Source organism: Chitinophaga caeni, from assembly GCF_002557795.1.
Taxonomy (GTDB): Bacteria; Bacteroidota; Bacteroidia; order Chitinophagales; family Chitinophagaceae; genus Chitinophaga; species Chitinophaga caeni.
Genome location: NZ_CP023777.1, coordinates 3,980,974 through 4,000,601 on the forward strand (window position 1 = coordinate 3,980,974; position 19,628 = coordinate 4,000,601).

A 19,628-nucleotide genomic window follows, 5' to 3' on the forward strand; every position below is an offset into this window, starting at 1 on the left:
AATTTTGAATTTTAATAAAAGGAGACACGAAATTAATGGAGCTTTAGTGAAATCATTTACGAATTCGGGAAAAGCTTTTGTCTATACTGGAAATCCCACTCAAAAGTTAAAGTACAGCTTTTCATAATCATCCGGGCGCTCGGGAATGAAGAAAAAAGCCGCTACCCGGCCAGGCAGAAAAATTTTACCAGGATATTAATAATAAAAAATCATTGTTGCCCGACTAAAATTGATTCAAGTTTTGCTGTATTCCTTGCCAGTTATGGAATTCCAGCTAAGGATGATATGTTCTACATACGGGGTAGCTCCCCCCAAGAAAACAAGAATGCTCCGCACTGTTGATAACGAACGAAGGCTGGTGATACAGTAGTACAAAAGCTCCATCGGGCGATCAAATTGGTGGCCGTGATGGCCAATTTGTGCCCTTTTTTGGTGCTTTTTTGGGTAACCAAAAAAGTACAAGAAACGGGCAGATGGGCATTGAGTCGAACCTTTAACGGAGACCGTTGTTCTTCCACATTGAAAATTTAGTCGGACAACAATAATAAAAAATCATTAATTTGCTCCAGCTATAAGGTCAAATTAGGATAGAATTAGATCAACAGTTGGTTCCACGATGATTACCGTTCCACGCAAGAATAGTATGTGAACTTTATATTAATTCTTATCAGCCAGGATTCATCCATTTACTATCAATTGTACATTTGCCGCCAATTTTGGACAACATGGATGTGAATATAAACTTGGAGATCAATAAAGATTCCTTCAAACAGCTGTACGACGAATATTTTACGTTGTGCTGCCGTTATGCATATTCATTCCTAAACGATTATGAAGCCGCCAGGGATGCCGCATCCGAAGTATTTTGCCAAATATGGAAGCATAGGGCCAACATTAAAATCAATACCAGTATCAAGAACTATCTCCTGGTAGCTTGCCGCCGCCAATGTCAAAAACAATCTAAAAAAACGGATCGTCAAGATGTATTAAACCAGCATTTTTCGGGTCAACAAACCGCTAGTTTACACCCCCATGAAGCATTAGCTAATAAAGAAGCTACCGAGAAATTCCATCAATTATTACAACAGCTGGACCCGGTTAAACAGGAAATCATCGATTTAAGGTTGCTTGGTTTAACTTATAAAGAAATTGCTGAAATTCTACATATGACCGTCAGGAAGGTGGAATACCATATGAACTCGGCCATTAAATCTTTGCAGGAGGAAGCCCTGAACTTAAAAAATTCGCACCAGGAAATCTACCTGGTTATCAGTAGTTTATTGTTATTGATGCACTCCCCTGTTTTCCAATAAACACTATTTTTAAAAAAATTCCCCTCCCAGGCGTGTGTTTTTGCGGTCACACACCTCTTATATATTAAAACCGCTCCCATTGAACGCCAATATTTTATTCAAACACATTAACGGGGAATGTTCCGCAGAGGAAAAAATCATCGTCGCCGCATGGTTAGATGCCTCCCCCCGCAACCGTGAGATTTATGCCACTTTACGTGCCCGCAAGCAAGCGCTTGAATTTAAGCCCGTGCATGATTGGGAAAAGATGGAACGGATGATGCAAGCGGATTCAGAAATGGCGATCCCGGTCAAGCAGCCTTCCCGCTGGTACAAGTATGCTGCTATCGCTGCCTCATTCCTCGGCATCGCGGCAACGGGTTACTTTGCCTTGAAAGAATTAAATAAACCGCACTTACCGTCTTTCGTCACCGTTTTCACGGATCACAGCAGCAAGAAAACCTTGCACTTGCCGGATGGAAGTACTGTTTGGTTGCAGTACAATACGGTCATCCGCTACGATAGTTCATCGGGCCAATCCGAAAGGAAGGTTTTCTTGGAAGGGGAAGCGTTCTTCGACGTAGTAAAAACATCCGGCGCTGCCTTCTCGGTTCATACCAATGGTATGGACATCAGGGTGTTGGGAACTTCTTTCAACGTGAAAAGTAGGCCGGGACAAACACAAGAAGTATCGGTAGCTACCGGTAAAATCCAGGTACAAACACCGGCTACGCAAATGCATTTATTACCGCAACAACGCGCTAAGGTAAACGGCAACCAAGTTAATGTAGACACCCTCTCTATCGAGGTTATCACCGCGAAAAGAGACAACAAGCTCATCTTCCAAAATGCATCCATGGCTACCATCGCCAAGCAAATCGGGGATTGGTATAATATGAAAGTCGAAATACGCGGAAGTGGTCACGAACCTACGGCATTTACAGGTACAATTTCCGATGATGGGTTGAAGAACGTGTTAGACGGTTTGGGATACCTCGCAGGATTTAATTACGAAATAAAAGATAGCACCATTTATATCCAACCAAAACACTAATTCTACTTATTTAACACTGATACAAATGAAAAAACTCGTTAGTGGAATTTGTAGCTTGTTACTGGCCGCAACAGTAACGGCACAATCGAACTCCCCTATTACCACGTTCAGTAAGAAAGATCTTACGCTCAAAGAGGTCGTGGAAAGTTTACAACGCAAGGAAAAATTATCCGTCATGTATGACAACGCGGTAAATTCCAACGCGCTGGTACACCTTCCTTCCACGAAGCTCTCCCTCGATCAACTCGTCAAAATCTTAGGCCAACAAACCGGCCTAGATGTAAAATTGATCAACAATAATATTTATATCAAGAATAAACCTGCCAATAACGCATCGGTACAACAAGAAAAAATAACCGTGAAAGGTACGGTTTTGTCGAAAGACGATAACAGTCCGATCCCCGGCGCCACGATAGCTGTAAACGGCAAGGTATCCGCGGTTTCAGGCCAAGATGGATCTTTTGCACTCGATGTTCCGAAAGGCGCTACCCTCGAATTTAAATCGATCGGTTTAAGCCCGGTAAAATATGTTGCCAATGCCGGGGCAAACAATATTAAAATAGAAATGTCTACCAATGTCACGCAATTAAACAGCGTGGTGGTTACGGCCCTCGGTATTAAACGGGAAGAAAAGGCGCTAGGCTACGCAGTTACAAAGATGGACAATGAAGATTTTACAAATGCCATCAGTAACAACTGGACAAATAACCTTAGTGGTAAGGTGGCCGGTGTTAATATTCTCAAATCAAACGGTGGCCCCGGTGGTTCTAACAAGATTATATTACGGGGTGAGAATACCTTCGATATGAATAACGAGGCGCTCATCGTAATTGATGGTGTAATTACCAGCGCCAGTAGCGGCCGTATGACCGGTACCGGCAGTGGCTCTTACCTCGATGGCGACTCCCCTACCGATTTCGGAACGAGCCTTAATGATATTAACCCGGAAGATATTGAAAATGTTACGGTGTTGAAGGGTCCCGGTGCCAGTGCATTGTACGGTTCGCGCGGTGCGAATGGAGCGATCATTATCACCACCAAATCGGGTAGCTCCATTCAAAAAGGATTAGGCGTTTCATTTAACTCCAACTCTTCTTTCGAGTCTATCTCCCGTTGGCCGGATTACCAATATGAATACGGGCAGGGAGCAGCGGGTCAAGATAGTTGGTACTCTTACCTTACTACCGCTGACGGTTCCAGTACGAAAAGTACGAGTTCCTCATGGGGACCGAAATTCGATGGTCAGAGTTATTTCCAATACGATCCGCAAACCCGTACCACGGGCGCAGAAAGAACTCCCTGGGTACCCTATACAAACAACCGTAAAGATTTCTTCGAGACGGGGAAAAATTTTACCAATGCACTTTCTATCGAGGGTGGCAATAAAAATACGAATGCCCGCTTATCATTTACCAACTTAAACAATACCTGGATCGTACCTAATACCGGTTATACCAGGAACACGATCGCCATCTCGCTAAACCACAAGGTGACCGAGAAGTTGAAGATTTCTACCAAAGTTAATTATACGAACAAGAAAGCAGACAATTTGCCGTCAACAGGGTACAACAACCAAACCATCATGTACTTTATCCGCGGTTTAGTTCCTAATGCGAATATCGACTGGTTCAGGGATTACTGGGTACCCGGTAAAGAACAATTAGAACAAACAAGACCTTTCAGTAGCTTGCTAGACAACCCGTTTTTACAAGTCTACGAAATGTTGAACACGATGAACCGTCACAGTATCGTGGGAAATGTGTCTGCAAACTATGACTTTACAAAAAACTTAAGCCTGACAGTACGCTCCAGCTTAGACTACTCTTACGATGCCAGGTCACAACGCAGGCCTAAAGGCACACAGAAGTTTGTAGACGGTATGTACCGCACGCAGAATATTTTTAACCAGGAAACTAATATGGATTTCATGTTGCGTTATTCCAAGAGCCTGGTTAAAAATGTAAAGGCTGACATCTCCTTCGGGGGAAGCCGCATGCACAACAAGTACAATAAGGACGAGGTACGTGCCGAAAAATTACGGGTGCCGGGCGAATATAATTTTGCCAATAGCAAGATCAACCTAGAAACCCGTCCATACCATAGCGAATACGCGGTAAATAGCTTGTACGGCTTGATTGCCTTGAGCTATAAGGATTTCCTGTATTTCGATGCGACTTTACGGAATGACTGGACAAGTACCTTGGCCGTTCCTGCCGACTTAAGCCGCACCTCATATTTCTACGATTCCTACAACGTATCCACGATCCTCTCGGAATTATTTGAATTACCGAGAAACATCAATTACCTGAAGTTAAGGGGATCGATCGCAACCGTAGGTAGCGGGGGAACAACCCCTTACTTGACCATGTTCGGCTATGTTCCTCAAACCAATTACAATTCCGGCCTATCCAACCCGACTTACATCGCGAACGAAGACTTGGAGCCATCTAAGACGGTGAGTTATGAAGTAGGTACGGAGATGAAGTTGTTCGGAAGATTTAACCTTGATGTTGCAGTCTACCAAAACAACTCCAAGAACCAGATTATCAGGGCGCCGATTGATCCCTCTTCCGGTTTCAGGGGATCGGTACTGAATGCCGGGGAGATCCGCAACAGGGGCATTGAAATAGCAGCAAGCTACAACGTGTTGAAAAATAAAAAAGGTTTAAACTGGACAACAAACATTACTTACTCCACTAACAAGGGAAAGATCTTGACACTTGCTAAAGGACTGGACACTTACATATTGGGCACGGGGCCAGCTAACCGGGGCCAGATCACCGCTATTCCCGGCGGATACATGGGCGACCTTTACGGTTTAGGTTACGAAAGAGCGCCGGATGGCCAGATCATTTATAATGATTTAGGCTACCCGATCCTCGGTCAAAGTGTGAAATACCTTGGTAATACGAATCCTGATTACAGGTTCGGTTGGGGCAATGAGTTTAAATGGAAGCAATTCCGCTTCAACTTCTTGTTCGATAGCCAGTTTGGCGGCGTAGGATATTCATTAACCCACGCGGTATTGGCAGAAGAAGGGAAGCTGAAGAAAACCATCCCCGGTCGCTATAACGGTATCATCGGGGATGGAGTAGTCATGGATAAGGATGGTAATTACATTCCCAATACGACGATCGCAACCAATATCCAGGCATATTATAACGAGCACTTCAAACGCGATAACGTGGAAGCGAATACTTTCAGCACCGACTTTATCAAGTTAAGGGAAACAAGGATCGATTATACCTTGGATTCCAAATTGGTACGCAGGTTGAAATTGCAGCGTGCTTCCGTGGGAATCTTCGGCCGCGACTTGTTTATGATTACCGATTGGCCAGCTTTCGACCCTGAATTTGGTACACTTTCAGGTGATGATATCAACAAAGGATTTGAAATCGGTCAGTTCCCATCAACGAGAACAATCGGGATAAACCTAACCGTGGGCTTCTAAAAATTGTAACGACATGAAATTATTGAAATACAGCTTTTACATATTAGCAAGTGCAGGCTTATTGCTATCCGCTTGTAGGAAGGATTTCGAAGAAATCAATACCGACCCAAACAAGGCAAGATACGCCAACCCTGAAACACTGATCGGCCCATCGCTGATCAGGATGGTACAGGTCAATCAAAATCGTTGCCTTAGGATCAACAACGAGTTGATGCAAGTACACGTAACCACGATCAACTCCGACGAGATACACCGTTACGTAATCCGCCCCGCTGAATCAGACTATCTCTGGAATAACTGGTATCCCGAAAGGACAGACTTTTTGGATATTTACAGGGGCGGCGTTAAGTTAGACAGTAACAGCACCTACATGGGCATTGGCTTAATCCTTGATGCATGGAACATTTCCTTGTTGACGGATATGTTTGGCGATGTACCGTATTCAGAGGCGAATATGGGTAGGTATGAAGATATATATCAACCCAAATTCGACAAACAGGAAGATATTTATATGGATGTCTTCAAGAAATTGGAAGCAGCAAATACTTTACTGGCTAAAGGAGTTACCGTAGCTGAAGGAGATGCGACATTAGACTACCTATACCATACTGACCCAGCACTATGGCGTAAATTTGGTAATAGTTTGTACTTGCGCCTTTTATTGCGCGTATCCGGGAAAGCGGAAGCCAACGCACCAGCCAAGATGCAGGAGATCGTTGCCAACCCTAGCCAATATCCATTATTTGCCAATAACGATGAATCCGCTATTTTAAGGTTCACAACTACCCCACCCTTCGTATCGGCATTTAACACTTACCGCGATTACGATTTTAATGGGGACAACGGTTTATCAACCTTCTTTATCAATAATTTAAAAGAATGGGATGACCCGAGGATCAATAAATGGGCATCCAAAGTAAGTGGAACATTCGAGGGAATCAGTTCCGGTTACGCCGTGGGCGATGTACCGGAAAGACAATCCTATTACTTGGCCGCATTAAAAAACGAACCCTTGCTGGGCAACATCTTGAATTATCCGGAGTTACAATTCATCTTGGCCGAAGCAGCCTTGAAAGGTTATATCAGCGGCAGTGCGCAAAGTTTCTATGAAGAAGGGGTAAAAGCAGCCTTAAACCTCTGGGGATATGAAATGCCGGATAATTACCTAAGCCGCGAAGGCATTAAATGGAATGAAAGTGACATGGAATTTGACAAGATGGAGAAAATCCATTTGCAGAAATATTATACCATGTTCTTTACAGACTTCCAGCAATGGTACGAATACCGCAGAACAGGGCATCCAGTGCTTCCAAAAGGACCCGGTTTGAGAAACGATGGTAAAATGCCGAGCCGCTTAAATTACCCGGTTATGGTTCAGACACTCAATGCTACCAATTACAAAAATGCAGTTGAGCAGATGGGTCCAGATGATATCAATACCAAGGTATGGTGGAATAAATAATGTTATAACATCCTAAAGAAATTCACTTATGAATAAAAAATTTTGGTTGATCACCGCCATTTCGGCTTGCATTGGCTTAGCTGCCTGCATGAAGGAATACGACAACCCCGCTATCGGGCAACCCAGCCCTTATATCTCTATAGAAGTGCTGCGCCAACAATATAAAGGAAATGACCTCATCTTAACGGAAGCCGCGATGATCGGGGCGAAAACAATCCGCGGGGTCGTAATTTCCGATACTGCGGGACATAATTTTCCCGCTGGCGTATTCGTAGTGCAAGATGATAGTAAAGGAAAGATGCGGGGTATTACCCTCGTTCAAGAAAATAATAGTCCCGTTAACGTGTCTATCGGTGATTCAGTGATCGTAAACATTGTAAACACCCGGATGGTAAACAACCGCGGATCGTTACAAATCGTCGGTGTAAAACCTGGCAATATCAACAAATTATCAGGAGGAGCCGAAGTGAAAGTTAGTAGCATTACCCTTTCGCAATTGGGCGCAGATTTCGACAATTTTGAAAGCACCTTGGTGCAGTTCAATGCAGACATCTTCCCGGAAGCAGCCCCCGGCACTAAATACTCCGGTGTAAACGGCTTGAGTGATGGACTGGATTCCACGATCTCCTTATTGACACTTAACACGGCGAAGTTTGCCAATAACAGCGTTCCGGTCAGTGCCACCTTCAAAGGGATTCCAACAATTCAAAACGAATCCGGCACACAACGCGATAGCACCGCTGCGAAGTATATCGTGATGCGTACTATCCAGGATGTACAATTTGCCAGCGGAAAACTGTACAATACTTTCCCTGAAGATTTCGAATCACCCAACGCTTCCGAAAAAGGTAGCTATGCATCCAAGGCGATTGATCTTAAGACCGGGAACTGGACACTTAACCAAGCCATCCTCGGTACAACGAAAGACCGCGACCGCTTTAATCCTGCCGGCAAGCAATGTATCCGTATGCAGCAGAACTTAAGCTATAACACCTTCGTGCAAATGAACTTTGATTTGCCAAACGGCGCTTCCAAGGTGACTTTATCATATGGATCTTATTACAACGATGCCAGTAGTTCCTGGGTGTTGGAAGCCTCTACCGACGGTGGTACAACTTGGACAGCTGTTAGTGATACCATCAGCAATGCATCTTCCCAAGCAAAAGTGGCCACCATCATGCTGGATATTCAAGTACCCGTGCGTTTCCGCGTAACGAAAATCGGTTTAGGCCCCACGAACGGCACCACGATTCTTAATGGTCGCTTGAGTATCGAAGATATAGCCATCTACGAGAGAATCCCCGGATAAATAATATTGGTTAACAAGGCGGGGAATAAATTTATTCCCCGCTTTTTTTATGCCTTAGGGCAAATGAATTCAATGGAAAGTAGATCATCCATAAAGAACTTAGGGCTATTATCAGCTGCAAGCAGCGCAGCGTTCGGGATAGCCACTGAAAACGGTATCGCTAAATTGTACGTTTAAATTGAGGCAAACTGCTAGTATCTTGCAAGAGAGAAAAATAACCGGGGTTCGTCCCGGTTATTTAATTTAAAGTTGTATGGCTTTTTTGTCAACCCCAGTAAACTATTTACAGGTACTGATTGACTTGGGATGTATTATATTTTAGGGGCAATGTATTTACTCATTTCTTCATCGATACCTTTACGCAGCTCCATCAGGCGGATAGCGTAATCTTCCATGGCCTTTTCTTCTTCCGTTTCCGGTGTCCACTTAGGTACGTTTACCGGTTTTCCATCTTCATCTACCGCCACGAATACGATTACGCAATGCGTTGTTTTATGTTGGTCGGTACGTTGCGGTTTACCGGCATACACATCAATTGCAACGTGCATGCTGGTTTTCCCCGTATAGATGATCTTTGCTTTTATTTCGATCAGGTCCCCGATGGCAATAGGTTTATAAAACCTGATTCCGCCCACATAGATCGTGACGCAATATTGCCCGCTCCAATTTACGGCAGCCACGTATCCTGCCTGGTCAATCCACTTCATCACGGCGCCACCGTGCACTTTCCCGCCAAAATTGACATGTACCGGTTCTGCTAAAAACCTCAGGTTCGATCCGGGATTTCTTTTCATTTGGGTTTGTTGTTCCATATTGAATAGTCTCAAAATTGATCATGATAATTAACAGGCCATCACCCTAATAATCCTGCCTTCGTATGGTAGTCGATGATTTCAATCGGGCTTCTTTCGATCTCGTAAGATGCATAGGTTTGTTGAATCTCGTCCAAAAGCTCCAGCACGGCATCAACTTCATCCAGCCTTACCAATTTAGCACGGTAATCTTTAATATTAGGTAACCCCTTGAGGTAATTCGCGTAGCGGCCTCTCATCTCGTTGATACCTACACGTTGGCTTTGCCAATTTACAGCCCTCAACAAGTGCTCTCTACATACCGCTATCCTTTCAGCCACGGTCGGCGGTGGCAGTATTTCACCGGTATTTAAGTAATGTTTAATCTCCCTGAAGATCCAAGGATAACCGATAGCTGCCCTACCGATCATAATTCCATCCACCCCGTAGCGATTTTTGTATTCCAATGCCATCTGCGGGCTATTGATATCACCATTACCAAATATAGGAATCTTGATCCGGGGATTTTCTTTAACTTTTGCGATCAACGACCAGTCGGCAGTACCCTTATAAAGCTGGCTGCGGGTTCTACCATGAATAGTCAAAGCCTGGATACCTGCATCCTGCAACCTTTCGGCTACTTCTTCAATATTTTTCGAACTATCATCCCAACCCAAACGCGTTTTGACGGTAACAGGTAAACTGGTAGCTTTCACGCAAGCTGCCGTCAACCTAACCATCAGGTCAACGTCTTTCAATACTCCTGCTCCGGCGCCGGCGCAAGCTACTTTCTTCACCGGGCAGCCAAAATTGATATCCAGCAGATCCGGATTCGTTACTTCAACTATTTGCGCTGCCATGGAAAGACTATCTTCGTCGCCACCAAAAATCTGTATACCTACAGGTCTTTCGTATTCGAAAATATCCAGTTTCTTCCTGCACTGAATCGCGTTTCGGATCAAGCCTTCACTCGAAATAAACTCGGTATACATCAAGTCCGCTCCATTCGATTTACATAAAGCACGGAACGGGGGATCGCTCACATCTTCCATTGGCGCTAACAATAGCGGGAAGCCAGGTAGTTCTATCGGGCCAATTTTAACCAATTGCAAAATTTTAAGGCACAAAATTAAGTATTCCAAGCTCAATTCATCTTCATAATCCTGTAAAAGTTGATATTTAAGCCAACGGAAATCGGGAGAAGAGGGAGTACAAACATTTCACTAAAATATATATTACAATATCATACATATATTTACTTTAAAACATACAATAGCTGTTTAGAATTATTCTTGACAGGCAACAGCAACGATATATCCTCAAAGCTCCTTACCTTTGCCCGCTCATCACAAAACGAAAGTAGAAAATGCGACAGAACCGGATTGCATTGAAGAATGGATTCCTAACATTAGCTTTAGCTTTACCTATGGGATTATCCGCACAAGAGATGAACAAACAACTCGATCCCGTTACCGTGACGGCCACCATTCAACCCGTATCCAGCTCAAGAACGGGGAGAAATCTTACAATTATCAAAGGCTCGGATATTGCATCATTGCCGGTACATTCATTAGATGAATTGTTGCGCTATGTTCCGGGGCTGGAAGTACAAGCACGTGGGCCAATGGGTGCGCAAAGCGATTTTGTAGTGCGCGGCGGAACATTCCAGCAAGTGCTGGTAATCATAGATGGATTAAGGGTTAATGACCCCAATACGGGCCATTTTAGCAGTTATATCCCGGTTACTCCCGGGGAGATTGATCGTATTGAAATTTTAAAAGGAGCTTCTTCAGCCATATACGGCTCGGAAGCGGTAGGCGGCGTAATTCACATTATAACGAAAACCTTCCATGCTAATAACCAGTCCAGCCAAGATTACGATGCAAGCGTAACGGGTGGCGCGTACGGCTTGTGGAACGCTTCCGGCAATGCCTTTATTAACACCGGCAAAACTGCAATCAGTGCAGGCGTATTGAGTAACAATACCAATGGCCAGTCGCTGAGAGGCATAGACGGGTTTGTTCATGCCAACACGATCTCGCTCGCAGCTAGCCAGCAGCTCGGTGGAAAATGGCGTTTATCAGCAAGATCCAGTTATGATACACGCAATTTTGCAGCGCAGGGATTTTATACTACCTATGCCTCCGACACGGCATCAGAAAATGTAAATACCTGGTGGAATCAATTGCAGTTGGATTACCAACAAGAAAAAGAACACCTATCGATCCGGCTGGGATATAAATCCGTTGACGATACTTACAAGTACAATCCTTCCAGCGTCGCTAACAGCAGCAACAGCCAATTATGGCAGCTGCTAACGACATATGAAAGGTCTATCGGTAAAAAAGGGAGTATCGTTACCGGCGTGCAAGGGCAAAGCAAGAGTATTTCTTCCAATGACCGGGGAGATCATGATCTTCAACAAGGAGCAGTATTCTTCGGTTACCAGCAAGGCATCGGGGATGGGTTTACATTAAATCCCGCCTTGAGGTTAGATTGGAACGAGGGAAGCGGAACCGAATTGGTACCGCAAATGAACTTATCTTACCGCCATGCTTGGTACCAATTAAGAGCGAGTGCAGGCAAAACGATCAGGGATGCCGATTTCACTGAGCGGTATAATAACTATAACAAGGCTTACGTAAGCAGCGGCCGCCTGGGGAACCCGGATTTAAGCCCGGAACATTCCTGGAGTTACGAAGCAGGCGCAGATATCTATATAGGAAATCACTTCCGCTTGGCTACAACCGTATTCCGCCGCGAACAAGATGATGTGATAGATTGGGCGGATACACCCTTCGATGCGTTACCAAGAAAAGAGAATCTTAACCCGGCAGGCTCTTTTGCTTTGGCAAAAAATATCTCCGAAGTAAATACAACTGGCTGGGAAGCTGATGTATACTACCACAGGAAGATGCCAAGGGGCTACCTATTTTCTATGAATGCCGGTTTTGTGTGGATGGATACGCAAAGTAGCGATGGAAACACATCTTTTTATATCAGCAGCCACGCGAAATTACTCACGAATTTCAGCTTACAGCTGGGCGCACCGCGTTGGGAAATTGCATTGAACGGTTTATACAAAATCCGCAATGCTCAAAGCAATGATGCGATCAAGGCTTATGTTAATAAATCTTATTTCGTAATGAATGGCAAAGCATCTTACCATCTTATAAAAGATAGGTGTTCGGTATTTTTACAAGTAGATAACATATTTGACCGTAACTATCAAGATTTGCTCGCCGCACAGATGCCCGGACGATGGATTATGGGTGGCGCTCAATTTCACTTACATAAGAATTAAAAATAAAAGCGATCATCCATCCACTCAAAAATAGTAGATGGATGATCTTTCCATCCGTATATTCAACTAGACTTTTTAACCTTGGCAATCGGTCCAAATTTCCTGCTGGCTTCCAGCTCCTGGATAAACGGCAAGTCATTTTGGATGTACAAACGGGTCAATTGTTCAAAATAATTATCTAATTGAAAAAATTGAGAAGTCCTGGCGGAACCGATGAGCTTTGTTAACCTCTTGTAATACCTCATTTGAATAGCGCCGTATTCCTTTTCATTAGCCCATAGATGGCGGGTTATATTGTATAACTTTTCTTCTTCCAACGATGTAAACTTCTCGTTATAAGTCCTCAACAAAACATCTCTTTCTTGCTTCCAAGGAAGCTTCTCGGTTTCGTACTCCATAAATTCGTCTAAAAATTTCATCTGTTCTCCCGGTGTAATGTCCAGGTACTCGCAAAAGAGTAATTCCCTTGTTTTACCGAAGATTTTATAGATAACATCCGGTTCATAAACAGGTTTCGCTACCGTGTTAGCGTCGATATTTCCGGGAGATGCATCTTGGGCGACGGCAGGGAGCACAAACAAACAGGCTACCATCGTACAACAGCCATAAATAAAAGATTTCATACGCTGCGGTTTAATTTGGTGTAACATAACATTTACTTACAGCTACTTGGTTTCCTTACAAGTACTGTATCACGGGTTCTAATTCCATGTAGATCCAAATGGTGAGCCTTTTATAGAGATAGTTATATCCTAAGATTACTTTGCATACTTTCCAAACAATTTACATACTACATCCAGTGTATCATTCTCAAAACAGGTTCGGGCTCTACCGGTACATCATGTTTGATTGTTAACAAAAACGGGAACCAGGGTAATTTTAACCTTGGCTTAACCTATAAAATCAAAAACGTATAGTTTAGGAAAATGTTTTGTAAATACTGATATTCTTCTGAAAAACAGTATAATTAACAAAACTTTAGAGCCATTGCGTGACTTGCAAATTCCCCTTGGTAAGATAAACTGCAGGGTGGGATCACCCCGCAGTGTTATTCGCCTATAGATTACACGCCTATAGCATAGTAATTTCAAGTATGCTTACAAATAATGCTACTACATTAATCGATCCTTTTACCATGTAACACATGGTAAAAGAAATAATTTACAAATCAATAATTTGATCAAGATTCGGGAATTGGAAATGGTTCCATTTATGAATTTAACGGGCTATATTATAGTCAACAGACATCGTCAGAAATTGTTTAGTTTGAATACTTTAGCGAGTTAAGAAAATTGACAACACAACTTATTCCCCATTCTAACGTTAATTACAAGGAAGCTTGACTTTATATACCCATTGAGAGTAAAGTCTTGCCCGTCTTGCAGGGAAATCTCTACTTGATCTACGCCTTCACGAACCATATCCGGTGAGAAACACCCTGTAATGAATCGGCTAAAAACAGCAGGGGCACTACGTTACAGCCTTTGCTGTTTTTTTAATTACCCATGTAACCTCCAAGCGGTATAATATATTCTTTGTATGTAATCAATTTCATAGATTTCCCCTATTACATATATTAAAGACCTGATAAAAAAATATTTTATTACATGATTACCTATTTTTGTCACTAAATTTACCTGCTGACTTTAACTGTATGAACTACACTTTCAAAACGATAACAGCCGGGGACGATGCCGTACTTGCCAAGCTGGTTAGGCAGGTATTAACAGAATTTGGAATCAATAGGCCCGGCACTGCGTATACTGATCCTACGACAGATCACCTATCACGTTTATATACAGGCGCAAGGGCGCAATACTGGGTTGTGACAGTTGATGAAAAGATCGTAGGTGGCGCCGGCATACGGCAATTGGAAGGCTCAAACGAAGATGTATGCGAATTACAAAGAGTATTTTTATTGCCAGGTTACCGGGGGAAAGGGATTGCTAAAAACCTTATTATAAAAGCGCTACAATTTGCCAAGGATATTGGATTTAAGGAATGCTACCTTGAAACGACTCCCGAGTTATCCCAAGCGATCGGTTTATACCTGAAATTGGGATTTTACCACTTGGATCAAGCGATGGGAAATACCGGTCATTTTACTTGCACCACGTATATGTTGAAGGATTTGTTGAAGGATTAATTGATTAAACCTGAACCAGGGTTACCCTCCTACCATCGGGATCTAAAACGATCGCGGAATACCCCAGGGGTGTACTGGTTGGATGTTGCACGATAGATATGCCACGGCTTGTGAGCTGTTTAACAACCTGGTCTAGATCCTTAATTCCAAACTCCAAGGTAACCGTATTTCCGTTGCTTTGCCCGCTTTTATGTAGTGGCCGTATCTCCAACTTCGGCAATGACTTGCTAGCATAATACATAATTCCATTGTAAGCCTGCAAACATTCAAAACGAAAACCCAACTGGGTATAAAAGGTAGTTAAAGCATGCAATTGAAGGGTATGTACTACAATCGCTCTAAATTGACTCATACTTATTGAAAGCGGTTAGCCACCAGGGAATATTGTGATAGATCTTTTTCGGGGTAAGCTCCCTCGTTAGCAATTATTTCGAGCATCTCGATTACGCCATCCGCGAGAAATAAAGTTGCGCTTGCACCATTGGGCAAGTCATCAGAAAGGATAGTCACACCATCGATAATTTCGGTTTCCACCGGAAAATGTGCTGCTTCATCCCCGTGTTCAAAATAAACGAATAGCCCTACACCGGTATATTCGGTGCTGGCCACATCCAGGTAAGGCATTTGCTGTTGTAACTGGGTGCACTCACTACTTTCTTCCATCAGCAAAGAAACGATCTCCTTTATGAACTTTGATTCTAACATGTAATCTTCATTAGTTTTGAGCGGTAGCTAATGTAATTAGGTACAGAAGTGGATAATACAACTCTTATAGCAGGCTTTTCCATGGTTATAGCATAGGTAATTCAAGCTGCAAAATACAACGTGGATTTTAGTCCTGCAAATAAAAAAAGGGAGCGCCTACAAAGTATACCCGGTAAATCCGGCTAAAAAATACTTTTGAGAGTCCTCCCTGTAAATTAATTACGTTTATAGCATGCGATCATCCTAAAATCATCCCGGCACCTTGTGGTAGATAATCGTATCAGATGCAATCCTTGGCAATGCAGCATCGCCCGTATCTATTTTCAATGCGGGCAGCATGGTTTTCAAAGCGGTAACCTTTTCTGCCGGTACGCCCGATCCAAACAGGTATAATTGCTGTAATGATTTATTGTTTTTAAGTCCTGCTAAGTCCGGTTCTATTAAGGTATTCCCCGATAAATTCAAGTATTTCAGTTGCTTGCAGGATGACAAAGCCGCCAGTTTCCCACCGGAGATCTTTGTTTGTTTTACGTTTAGCCTTGTCAGGTAATGCAACTCCGATAATTGCTGTAATGCTTCATCATCTATCGCTGTGCCCGACAAATCCAACCAAATTAACTGTGATTTCAACGGCAATAATAGTTTCATATCTTCATTACTAAAACTGCCGGCATTCATACAGGTTATTGATAAATAATTACTCTCTTCACTCACCGGTAATACTTTCACCCCCTTTTCTATCAAGGCGCGTATAGCATTTTTATCGCCGGCGCTTACAGTTTCCCCGGGAACAAATTCATTTTGCATTCCATCACCAGACCCTTGCATGCCTTCCAGCACCGCAATAACGACGGGGGATTTAGGAATGTCTTTTACCTTTTTATCGGCAGGCGCCCCCTGGGCAATCCACCATTCCAGCAAGGCCAGTTCATGGGGACTCACTCCCGGTTTCCCCTTGGGAGGCATCCGGTGTTCATCGTTTTCCGGAAGCAATAGCCGCCTGAAAAGTTCACTGGATGCGGGCATACTATCTTTTAGTACAGGGCCATGCTCTCCTCCTTTACGAATTAGGGCAATGGTCTCTAAACGTAAGCCCCCTTTCAGTTTCTGTTCATTATGGCAACCGTAGCATTTGCTCGCCAATACAGGTTGAACAAGATCTTCATATAATTTTGCTTCGGAAATATCTGTGTAACTTACCGTAACGTTTTTTTCATCAGAACCGCCCACCAACCTACGTAACCCGCCAGGCATGGCTTCTGAAAGATAAGCATCTCCATGGGTGAGACTACCTCCGTAATGCCCTGTAATACCCAGCAACAAGGCAATTATTACCAGCCCGGGAAGCTGCCAATTTTTAAATTTATCTTCCTTCCGATAAAAAATATACAGGACTAAGCTGCATACTGCTACCGTGATTCCTAGGTATTGGTGTGTAGTTAAAATACCTTCTTCATAGCCACCGTCTAGCGATAACAGGTAACCGGTTATGCAACTGGAAACCGCGGAAATGAATCCCAACAGCAAGATAATGGGGATTGACGAGCGTAATTTTCCCCATTGCTCCTTACGCGCCAATAGCGCCAACACCATCGCCAACAATAAAATGCCAATTGGAAGGTGCACCAACAAGGGATGCGACCTGCCAAGAAATTCTCCCCAGCTGCCCTGGTCTATTTGTAAGTTCATTTGTTACCGTATCTTTTTTTGAGCTGTTGCAACATGTAAACATTTATATCCCACTGGTCTGCCAGGGGTTGACGGGTATAAGGCAAGGTAGGCAAATAGTCGGCAGGTCCGAACTCTGTTAAGAAAGTAAGTCGCTTCCCTGCTGCACGGTGCTGTGCTACCACATTGTCCCACCAACTAAAATGTGCCTTTACCGCATGTTCCCATTCAGGCGCCCTCGGATCATTGACTTGCGGTCCCTCGGGATGACCGACCCGGGCATGTATATGGGAGGTTCTGCTCAATGCTTTTTCTACGGTAGCAGTTTGATCCCCCAATAAACTTTCGGCAACATTGCACCAATGAGAAATATCCAGTGTAAGCCTCAGGGCCGGTTTGGCAGCGATAAACTGTTGCGCGATATGCGCAGCGAACAGCATTCTTGAACGATGAGTTTCATGGTATATGGGCACCCCGCTTTGCTTACCGATTTGTAGGCTGGTATCAATTAGCTTACAATTTTGCTCAAAAGTGAAATAATCTCTACCGCTATGGCAATTAATGTATAGCGGTTTTATTTCCCTGGCACCGGCGGCAGCCTGCAACATGGAAGTGAACTGTTGTTGATGTTTTTCAAAGTTGCTATCGTAACCAGCTGCCAGGTATCCAACTGCGAGGTTGTTTTCTTTCAGCGCGGCAAACAATTCTTTTTGTGCGGCTTCTTCCCTGGGCCACCAGATTTCAATGCCATCATAACCGGCATCTTTGGCCGCTTTACAAAATGATGCTATCGACCCGTTAAATCCCCAATTGGTAGCGAGTACTACCAGTTCATAACCACTTCGCAATGGCGCCGCATTTGCATCGAAGGAAGGGAGCGAAGGCAAGCATAAAGCTGCCCCTAACGTGGCTGATTGTTTCAAAAAATTTCTTCTAGGATTTGTCATGTATGCTTAGCTTAATATAGGAGTTATTACTTTTCCACTGGTGTCCGTGAGCCTGAAAGGACGGCCCTGGAACTGGTAGGTTAGCTTTTCGTGGTCAAAGCCTAACTGTTGTAATATGGTGGCATGTATATCATTAATTGCTACTTTGCCTTTAATTGCAGAATATCCGATTTCATCGGTTTCCCCGTAGCTGTAGCCTTTTTTGATTCCGGCACCGGCCATCCACATGGTAAATGCTTCTACGTGATGATCGCGCCCAAGGAATGGCATGTCTTTCCCATCCCTATTTTCCTGCATCGGCGTTCTTCCAAATTCACCACCCCATACTACCAGTGTTTCATCCAGCAATCCCCTTTGCTTAAGATCTTGTAACAGCGCTGCAATCGGGCGGTCTATCTCCCTGCATTTATTCCTGAATCCATAGTCAATAGCCAGGTTTTCATCGGTACCGTGACTATCCCATCCCCAATCGTACAACTGCACGAACCTCACTCCTTTCTCTACTAGTTTTCTTGCCAGCAAGCAATTATTAGCAAAAGATTCTTTACCAGGCTGTGTACCGTAAAGTTCATGTATATAGGCAGGTTCTTTATTGATATCCATTACATCGGGAACGGAGATCTGCATCTTGTATGCCAATTCATATTGCGAGATCCGGGCTAAGGTTTCAGGATCTCCAAATGATTCATATTCTTGCTTGTTAATCTCATTTATCGCTTCAATGGAAGCTTTGCGTACATCCCTACTTACGCCTTCCGGATCTGATATATACAATACGGGATCTCCCTGGGTCCTACACTGTACGCCTTGGTATACGGAAGGCAGAAATCCACTCCCCCAAACGCTCTTACCTGCATCCGGCGTCTTACCTCCGGAGGTCAAAACCACGAACCCGGGAAGATTACTGTTTTCTGTTCCTAACCCGTAGGTCACCCAGGAACCGATACTTGGCCGGCCTAATCTTGCACTTCCTGTTTGCATTAATAGTTGTGCTGGGCCATGATTAAACTGGTCGGTCTGCACGGCTTTCAGGAAGCTTACATCATCTGCCATCGAGGCAAAATGCGGCAGATGATCCGATACCCAGGCACCTGATTGCCCGCGCTGTTTAAATTCGGCCTGTGGCCCCAGCATCTTTGGAACCCCGCGGATGAATGCGAATGTTTTTCCTTCCAGGAAAGACTGCGGGCAAAGCTGGTTATGTAGTTTTTGCAATTCGGGTTTGTAGTCAAACAATTCCAACTGTGAAGGGGCTCCTGCCATGTGCAGGTAGATCACGCTCTTTGCCCTTGCCGGGAAATGCGGTATCCGCGGGGCCATTGGATCCGTGATTTGCGCTATGTTGCTCACAGCGCTGTTTCCACAACCTGCCAAGAAAGTACCCATGGCAGCAGCGCCTAAACCCGTTACACAGTCGAGCAAGAAATGTCTTCTTGTAATATATTTCAGTTGTTCCCCGCTCGCCTCCTTCAGTAGTTTATCATAACTTTTCATATCGT

Annotated in this window: 15 protein-coding genes; 7 read left to right on the forward strand and 8 right to left on the reverse strand. The window is 43.9% G+C overall.

Annotated elements, in window-relative coordinates; genetic code table 11:
- Window positions 1–725 precede the first annotated feature (725 nt).
- The 5 genes from COR50_RS16725 to COR50_RS16745 all read left to right on the forward strand — a co-directional run bounded on the left by COR50_RS16725 (window position 726) and on the right by COR50_RS16745 (window position 8,568).
- Complete coding sequence (locus tag COR50_RS16725) at window positions 726–1,313, forward strand: RNA polymerase sigma factor (RefSeq protein ID WP_098195049.1); 588 nt, start codon at window positions 726–728, stop codon at window positions 1,311–1,313.
- 79 nt (window positions 1,314–1,392) lie between these two features.
- Entirely contained in the window at window positions 1,393–2,346 is a 954-nt protein-coding gene (locus COR50_RS16730) for a FecR family protein (RefSeq protein WP_098195050.1), read from the forward strand.
- A 25-nt stretch (window positions 2,347–2,371) separates the two neighbouring features.
- Window positions 2,372–5,797 (forward strand): SusC/RagA family TonB-linked outer membrane protein, encoded by a 3,426-nt coding sequence (locus COR50_RS16735; protein WP_198405679.1) that lies wholly within the window; start codon window positions 2,372–2,374, stop codon window positions 5,795–5,797.
- A gap of 13 nt (window positions 5,798–5,810) precedes the next feature.
- Window positions 5,811–7,259 carry a SusD/RagB family nutrient-binding outer membrane lipoprotein gene (locus tag COR50_RS16740; RefSeq protein ID WP_098195051.1) on the forward strand — a complete coding sequence of 483 codons (1,449 nt, stop codon included), beginning with the start codon at window positions 5,811–5,813 and terminating at the stop codon, window positions 7,257–7,259.
- 28 nt (window positions 7,260–7,287) lie between these two features.
- On the forward strand, window positions 7,288–8,568 hold the full coding sequence (locus COR50_RS16745; protein ID WP_098195052.1) for a DUF5689 domain-containing protein: 1,281 nt from the start codon (window positions 7,288–7,290) through the stop codon (window positions 8,566–8,568).
- Window positions 8,569–8,879: 311 nt separating this feature from the next.
- Here the strand turns inward: COR50_RS16745 and COR50_RS16750 are convergent, their stop codons facing one another.
- Both COR50_RS16750 and dusB read right to left on the reverse strand, forming a co-directional pair.
- Window positions 8,880–9,380, reverse strand: coding sequence for an acyl-CoA thioesterase (locus COR50_RS16750; RefSeq protein WP_232516201.1), 501 nt, complete (start codon window positions 9,378–9,380; stop codon window positions 8,880–8,882).
- A 41-nt stretch (window positions 9,381–9,421) separates the two neighbouring features.
- Window positions 9,422–10,465, reverse strand: a complete 1,044-nt coding sequence (gene dusB / locus COR50_RS16755) for a tRNA dihydrouridine synthase DusB (protein WP_098196291.1) — start codon at window positions 10,463–10,465, stop codon at window positions 9,422–9,424.
- Between the two features lie 260 nt (window positions 10,466–10,725).
- On the opposite strand from dusB, the gene COR50_RS16760 reads away from it, so the two are divergent.
- Window positions 10,726–12,663, forward strand: coding sequence for a TonB-dependent receptor plug domain-containing protein (locus tag COR50_RS16760; RefSeq protein WP_232516202.1), 1,938 nt, complete (start codon window positions 10,726–10,728; stop codon window positions 12,661–12,663).
- 62 nt (window positions 12,664–12,725) lie between these two features.
- Here the strand turns inward: COR50_RS16760 and COR50_RS16765 are convergent, their stop codons facing one another.
- Window positions 12,726–13,286: a hypothetical protein gene (locus COR50_RS16765; RefSeq protein ID WP_157760932.1), complete on the reverse strand. Its 561-nt coding sequence runs from the start codon at window positions 13,284–13,286 to the stop codon at window positions 12,726–12,728.
- Window positions 13,287–14,317: 1,031 nt separating this feature from the next.
- Between COR50_RS16765 and COR50_RS16770 the strand changes: the two genes are divergently transcribed.
- Window positions 14,318–14,809: a GNAT family N-acetyltransferase gene (locus tag COR50_RS16770; RefSeq protein WP_098195054.1), complete on the forward strand. Its 492-nt coding sequence runs from the start codon at window positions 14,318–14,320 to the stop codon at window positions 14,807–14,809.
- Between the two features lie 4 nt (window positions 14,810–14,813).
- Here the strand turns inward: COR50_RS16770 and COR50_RS16775 are convergent, their stop codons facing one another.
- The 5 genes from COR50_RS16775 to COR50_RS16795 form a co-directional block, all read right to left on the reverse strand.
- Window positions 14,814–15,161 carry a VOC family protein gene (locus tag COR50_RS16775; RefSeq protein ID WP_098195055.1) on the reverse strand — a complete coding sequence of 116 codons (348 nt, stop codon included), beginning with the start codon at window positions 15,159–15,161 and terminating at the stop codon, window positions 14,814–14,816.
- A 2-nt stretch (window positions 15,162–15,163) separates the two neighbouring features.
- Window positions 15,164–15,514: a hypothetical protein gene (locus tag COR50_RS16780; RefSeq protein ID WP_098195056.1), complete on the reverse strand. Its 351-nt coding sequence runs from the start codon at window positions 15,512–15,514 to the stop codon at window positions 15,164–15,166.
- A 249-nt stretch (window positions 15,515–15,763) separates the two neighbouring features.
- Complete coding sequence (locus tag COR50_RS16785; RefSeq protein ID WP_098195057.1) at window positions 15,764–17,203, reverse strand: c-type cytochrome domain-containing protein; 1,440 nt, start codon at window positions 17,201–17,203, stop codon at window positions 15,764–15,766.
- On the reverse strand, window positions 17,200–18,129 hold the full coding sequence (locus COR50_RS16790; protein WP_098195058.1) for a sugar phosphate isomerase/epimerase family protein: 930 nt from the start codon (window positions 18,127–18,129) through the stop codon (window positions 17,200–17,202). The genes COR50_RS16785 and COR50_RS16790 overlap by 4 nt, the downstream gene beginning before the upstream one ends.
- A 6-nt stretch (window positions 18,130–18,135) precedes the next feature.
- Window positions 18,136–19,623, reverse strand: coding sequence for a DUF1501 domain-containing protein (locus COR50_RS16795; protein WP_098196293.1), 1,488 nt, complete (start codon window positions 19,621–19,623; stop codon window positions 18,136–18,138).
- Window positions 19,624–19,628 lie beyond the last annotated feature (5 nt).

Excerpts from the sequence above, each read along its gene's own strand:
- COR50_RS16725 (WP_098195049.1), top strand. The coding sequence starts at position 726 with ATGGATGTGAATATAAACTTGGAGATCAATAAAGATTCCTTCAAACAG.
- COR50_RS16735 (WP_198405679.1), top strand. The coding sequence starts at position 2,372 with ATGAAAAAACTCGTTAGTGGAATTTGTAGCTTGTTACTGGCCGCAACA.
- COR50_RS16740 (WP_098195051.1), top strand. The coding sequence starts at position 5,811 with ATGAAATTATTGAAATACAGCTTTTACATATTAGCAAGTGCAGGCTTA.
- COR50_RS16745 (WP_098195052.1), top strand. The coding sequence starts at position 7,288 with ATGAATAAAAAATTTTGGTTGATCACCGCCATTTCGGCTTGCATTGGC.
- COR50_RS16750 (WP_232516201.1), bottom strand. The coding sequence starts at position 9,380 with ATGGAACAACAAACCCAAATGAAAAGAAATCCCGGATCGAACCTGAGG.
- COR50_RS16760 (WP_232516202.1), top strand. The coding sequence starts at position 10,726 with ATGCGACAGAACCGGATTGCATTGAAGAATGGATTCCTAACATTAGCT.
- COR50_RS16765 (WP_157760932.1), bottom strand. The coding sequence starts at position 13,286 with ATGAAATCTTTTATTTATGGCTGTTGTACGATGGTAGCCTGTTTGTTT.
- COR50_RS16770 (WP_098195054.1), top strand. The coding sequence starts at position 14,318 with ATGAACTACACTTTCAAAACGATAACAGCCGGGGACGATGCCGTACTT.
- COR50_RS16775 (WP_098195055.1), bottom strand. The coding sequence starts at position 15,161 with ATGAGTCAATTTAGAGCGATTGTAGTACATACCCTTCAATTGCATGCT.
- COR50_RS16780 (WP_098195056.1), bottom strand. The coding sequence starts at position 15,514 with ATGTTAGAATCAAAGTTCATAAAGGAGATCGTTTCTTTGCTGATGGAA.
- COR50_RS16785 (WP_098195057.1), bottom strand. The coding sequence starts at position 17,203 with ATGAACTTACAAATAGACCAGGGCAGCTGGGGAGAATTTCTTGGCAGG.
- COR50_RS16790 (WP_098195058.1), bottom strand. The coding sequence starts at position 18,129 with ATGACAAATCCTAGAAGAAATTTTTTGAAACAATCAGCCACGTTAGGG.
- COR50_RS16795 (WP_098196293.1), bottom strand. The coding sequence starts at position 19,623 with ATGAAAAGTTATGATAAACTACTGAAGGAGGCGAGCGGGGAACAACTG.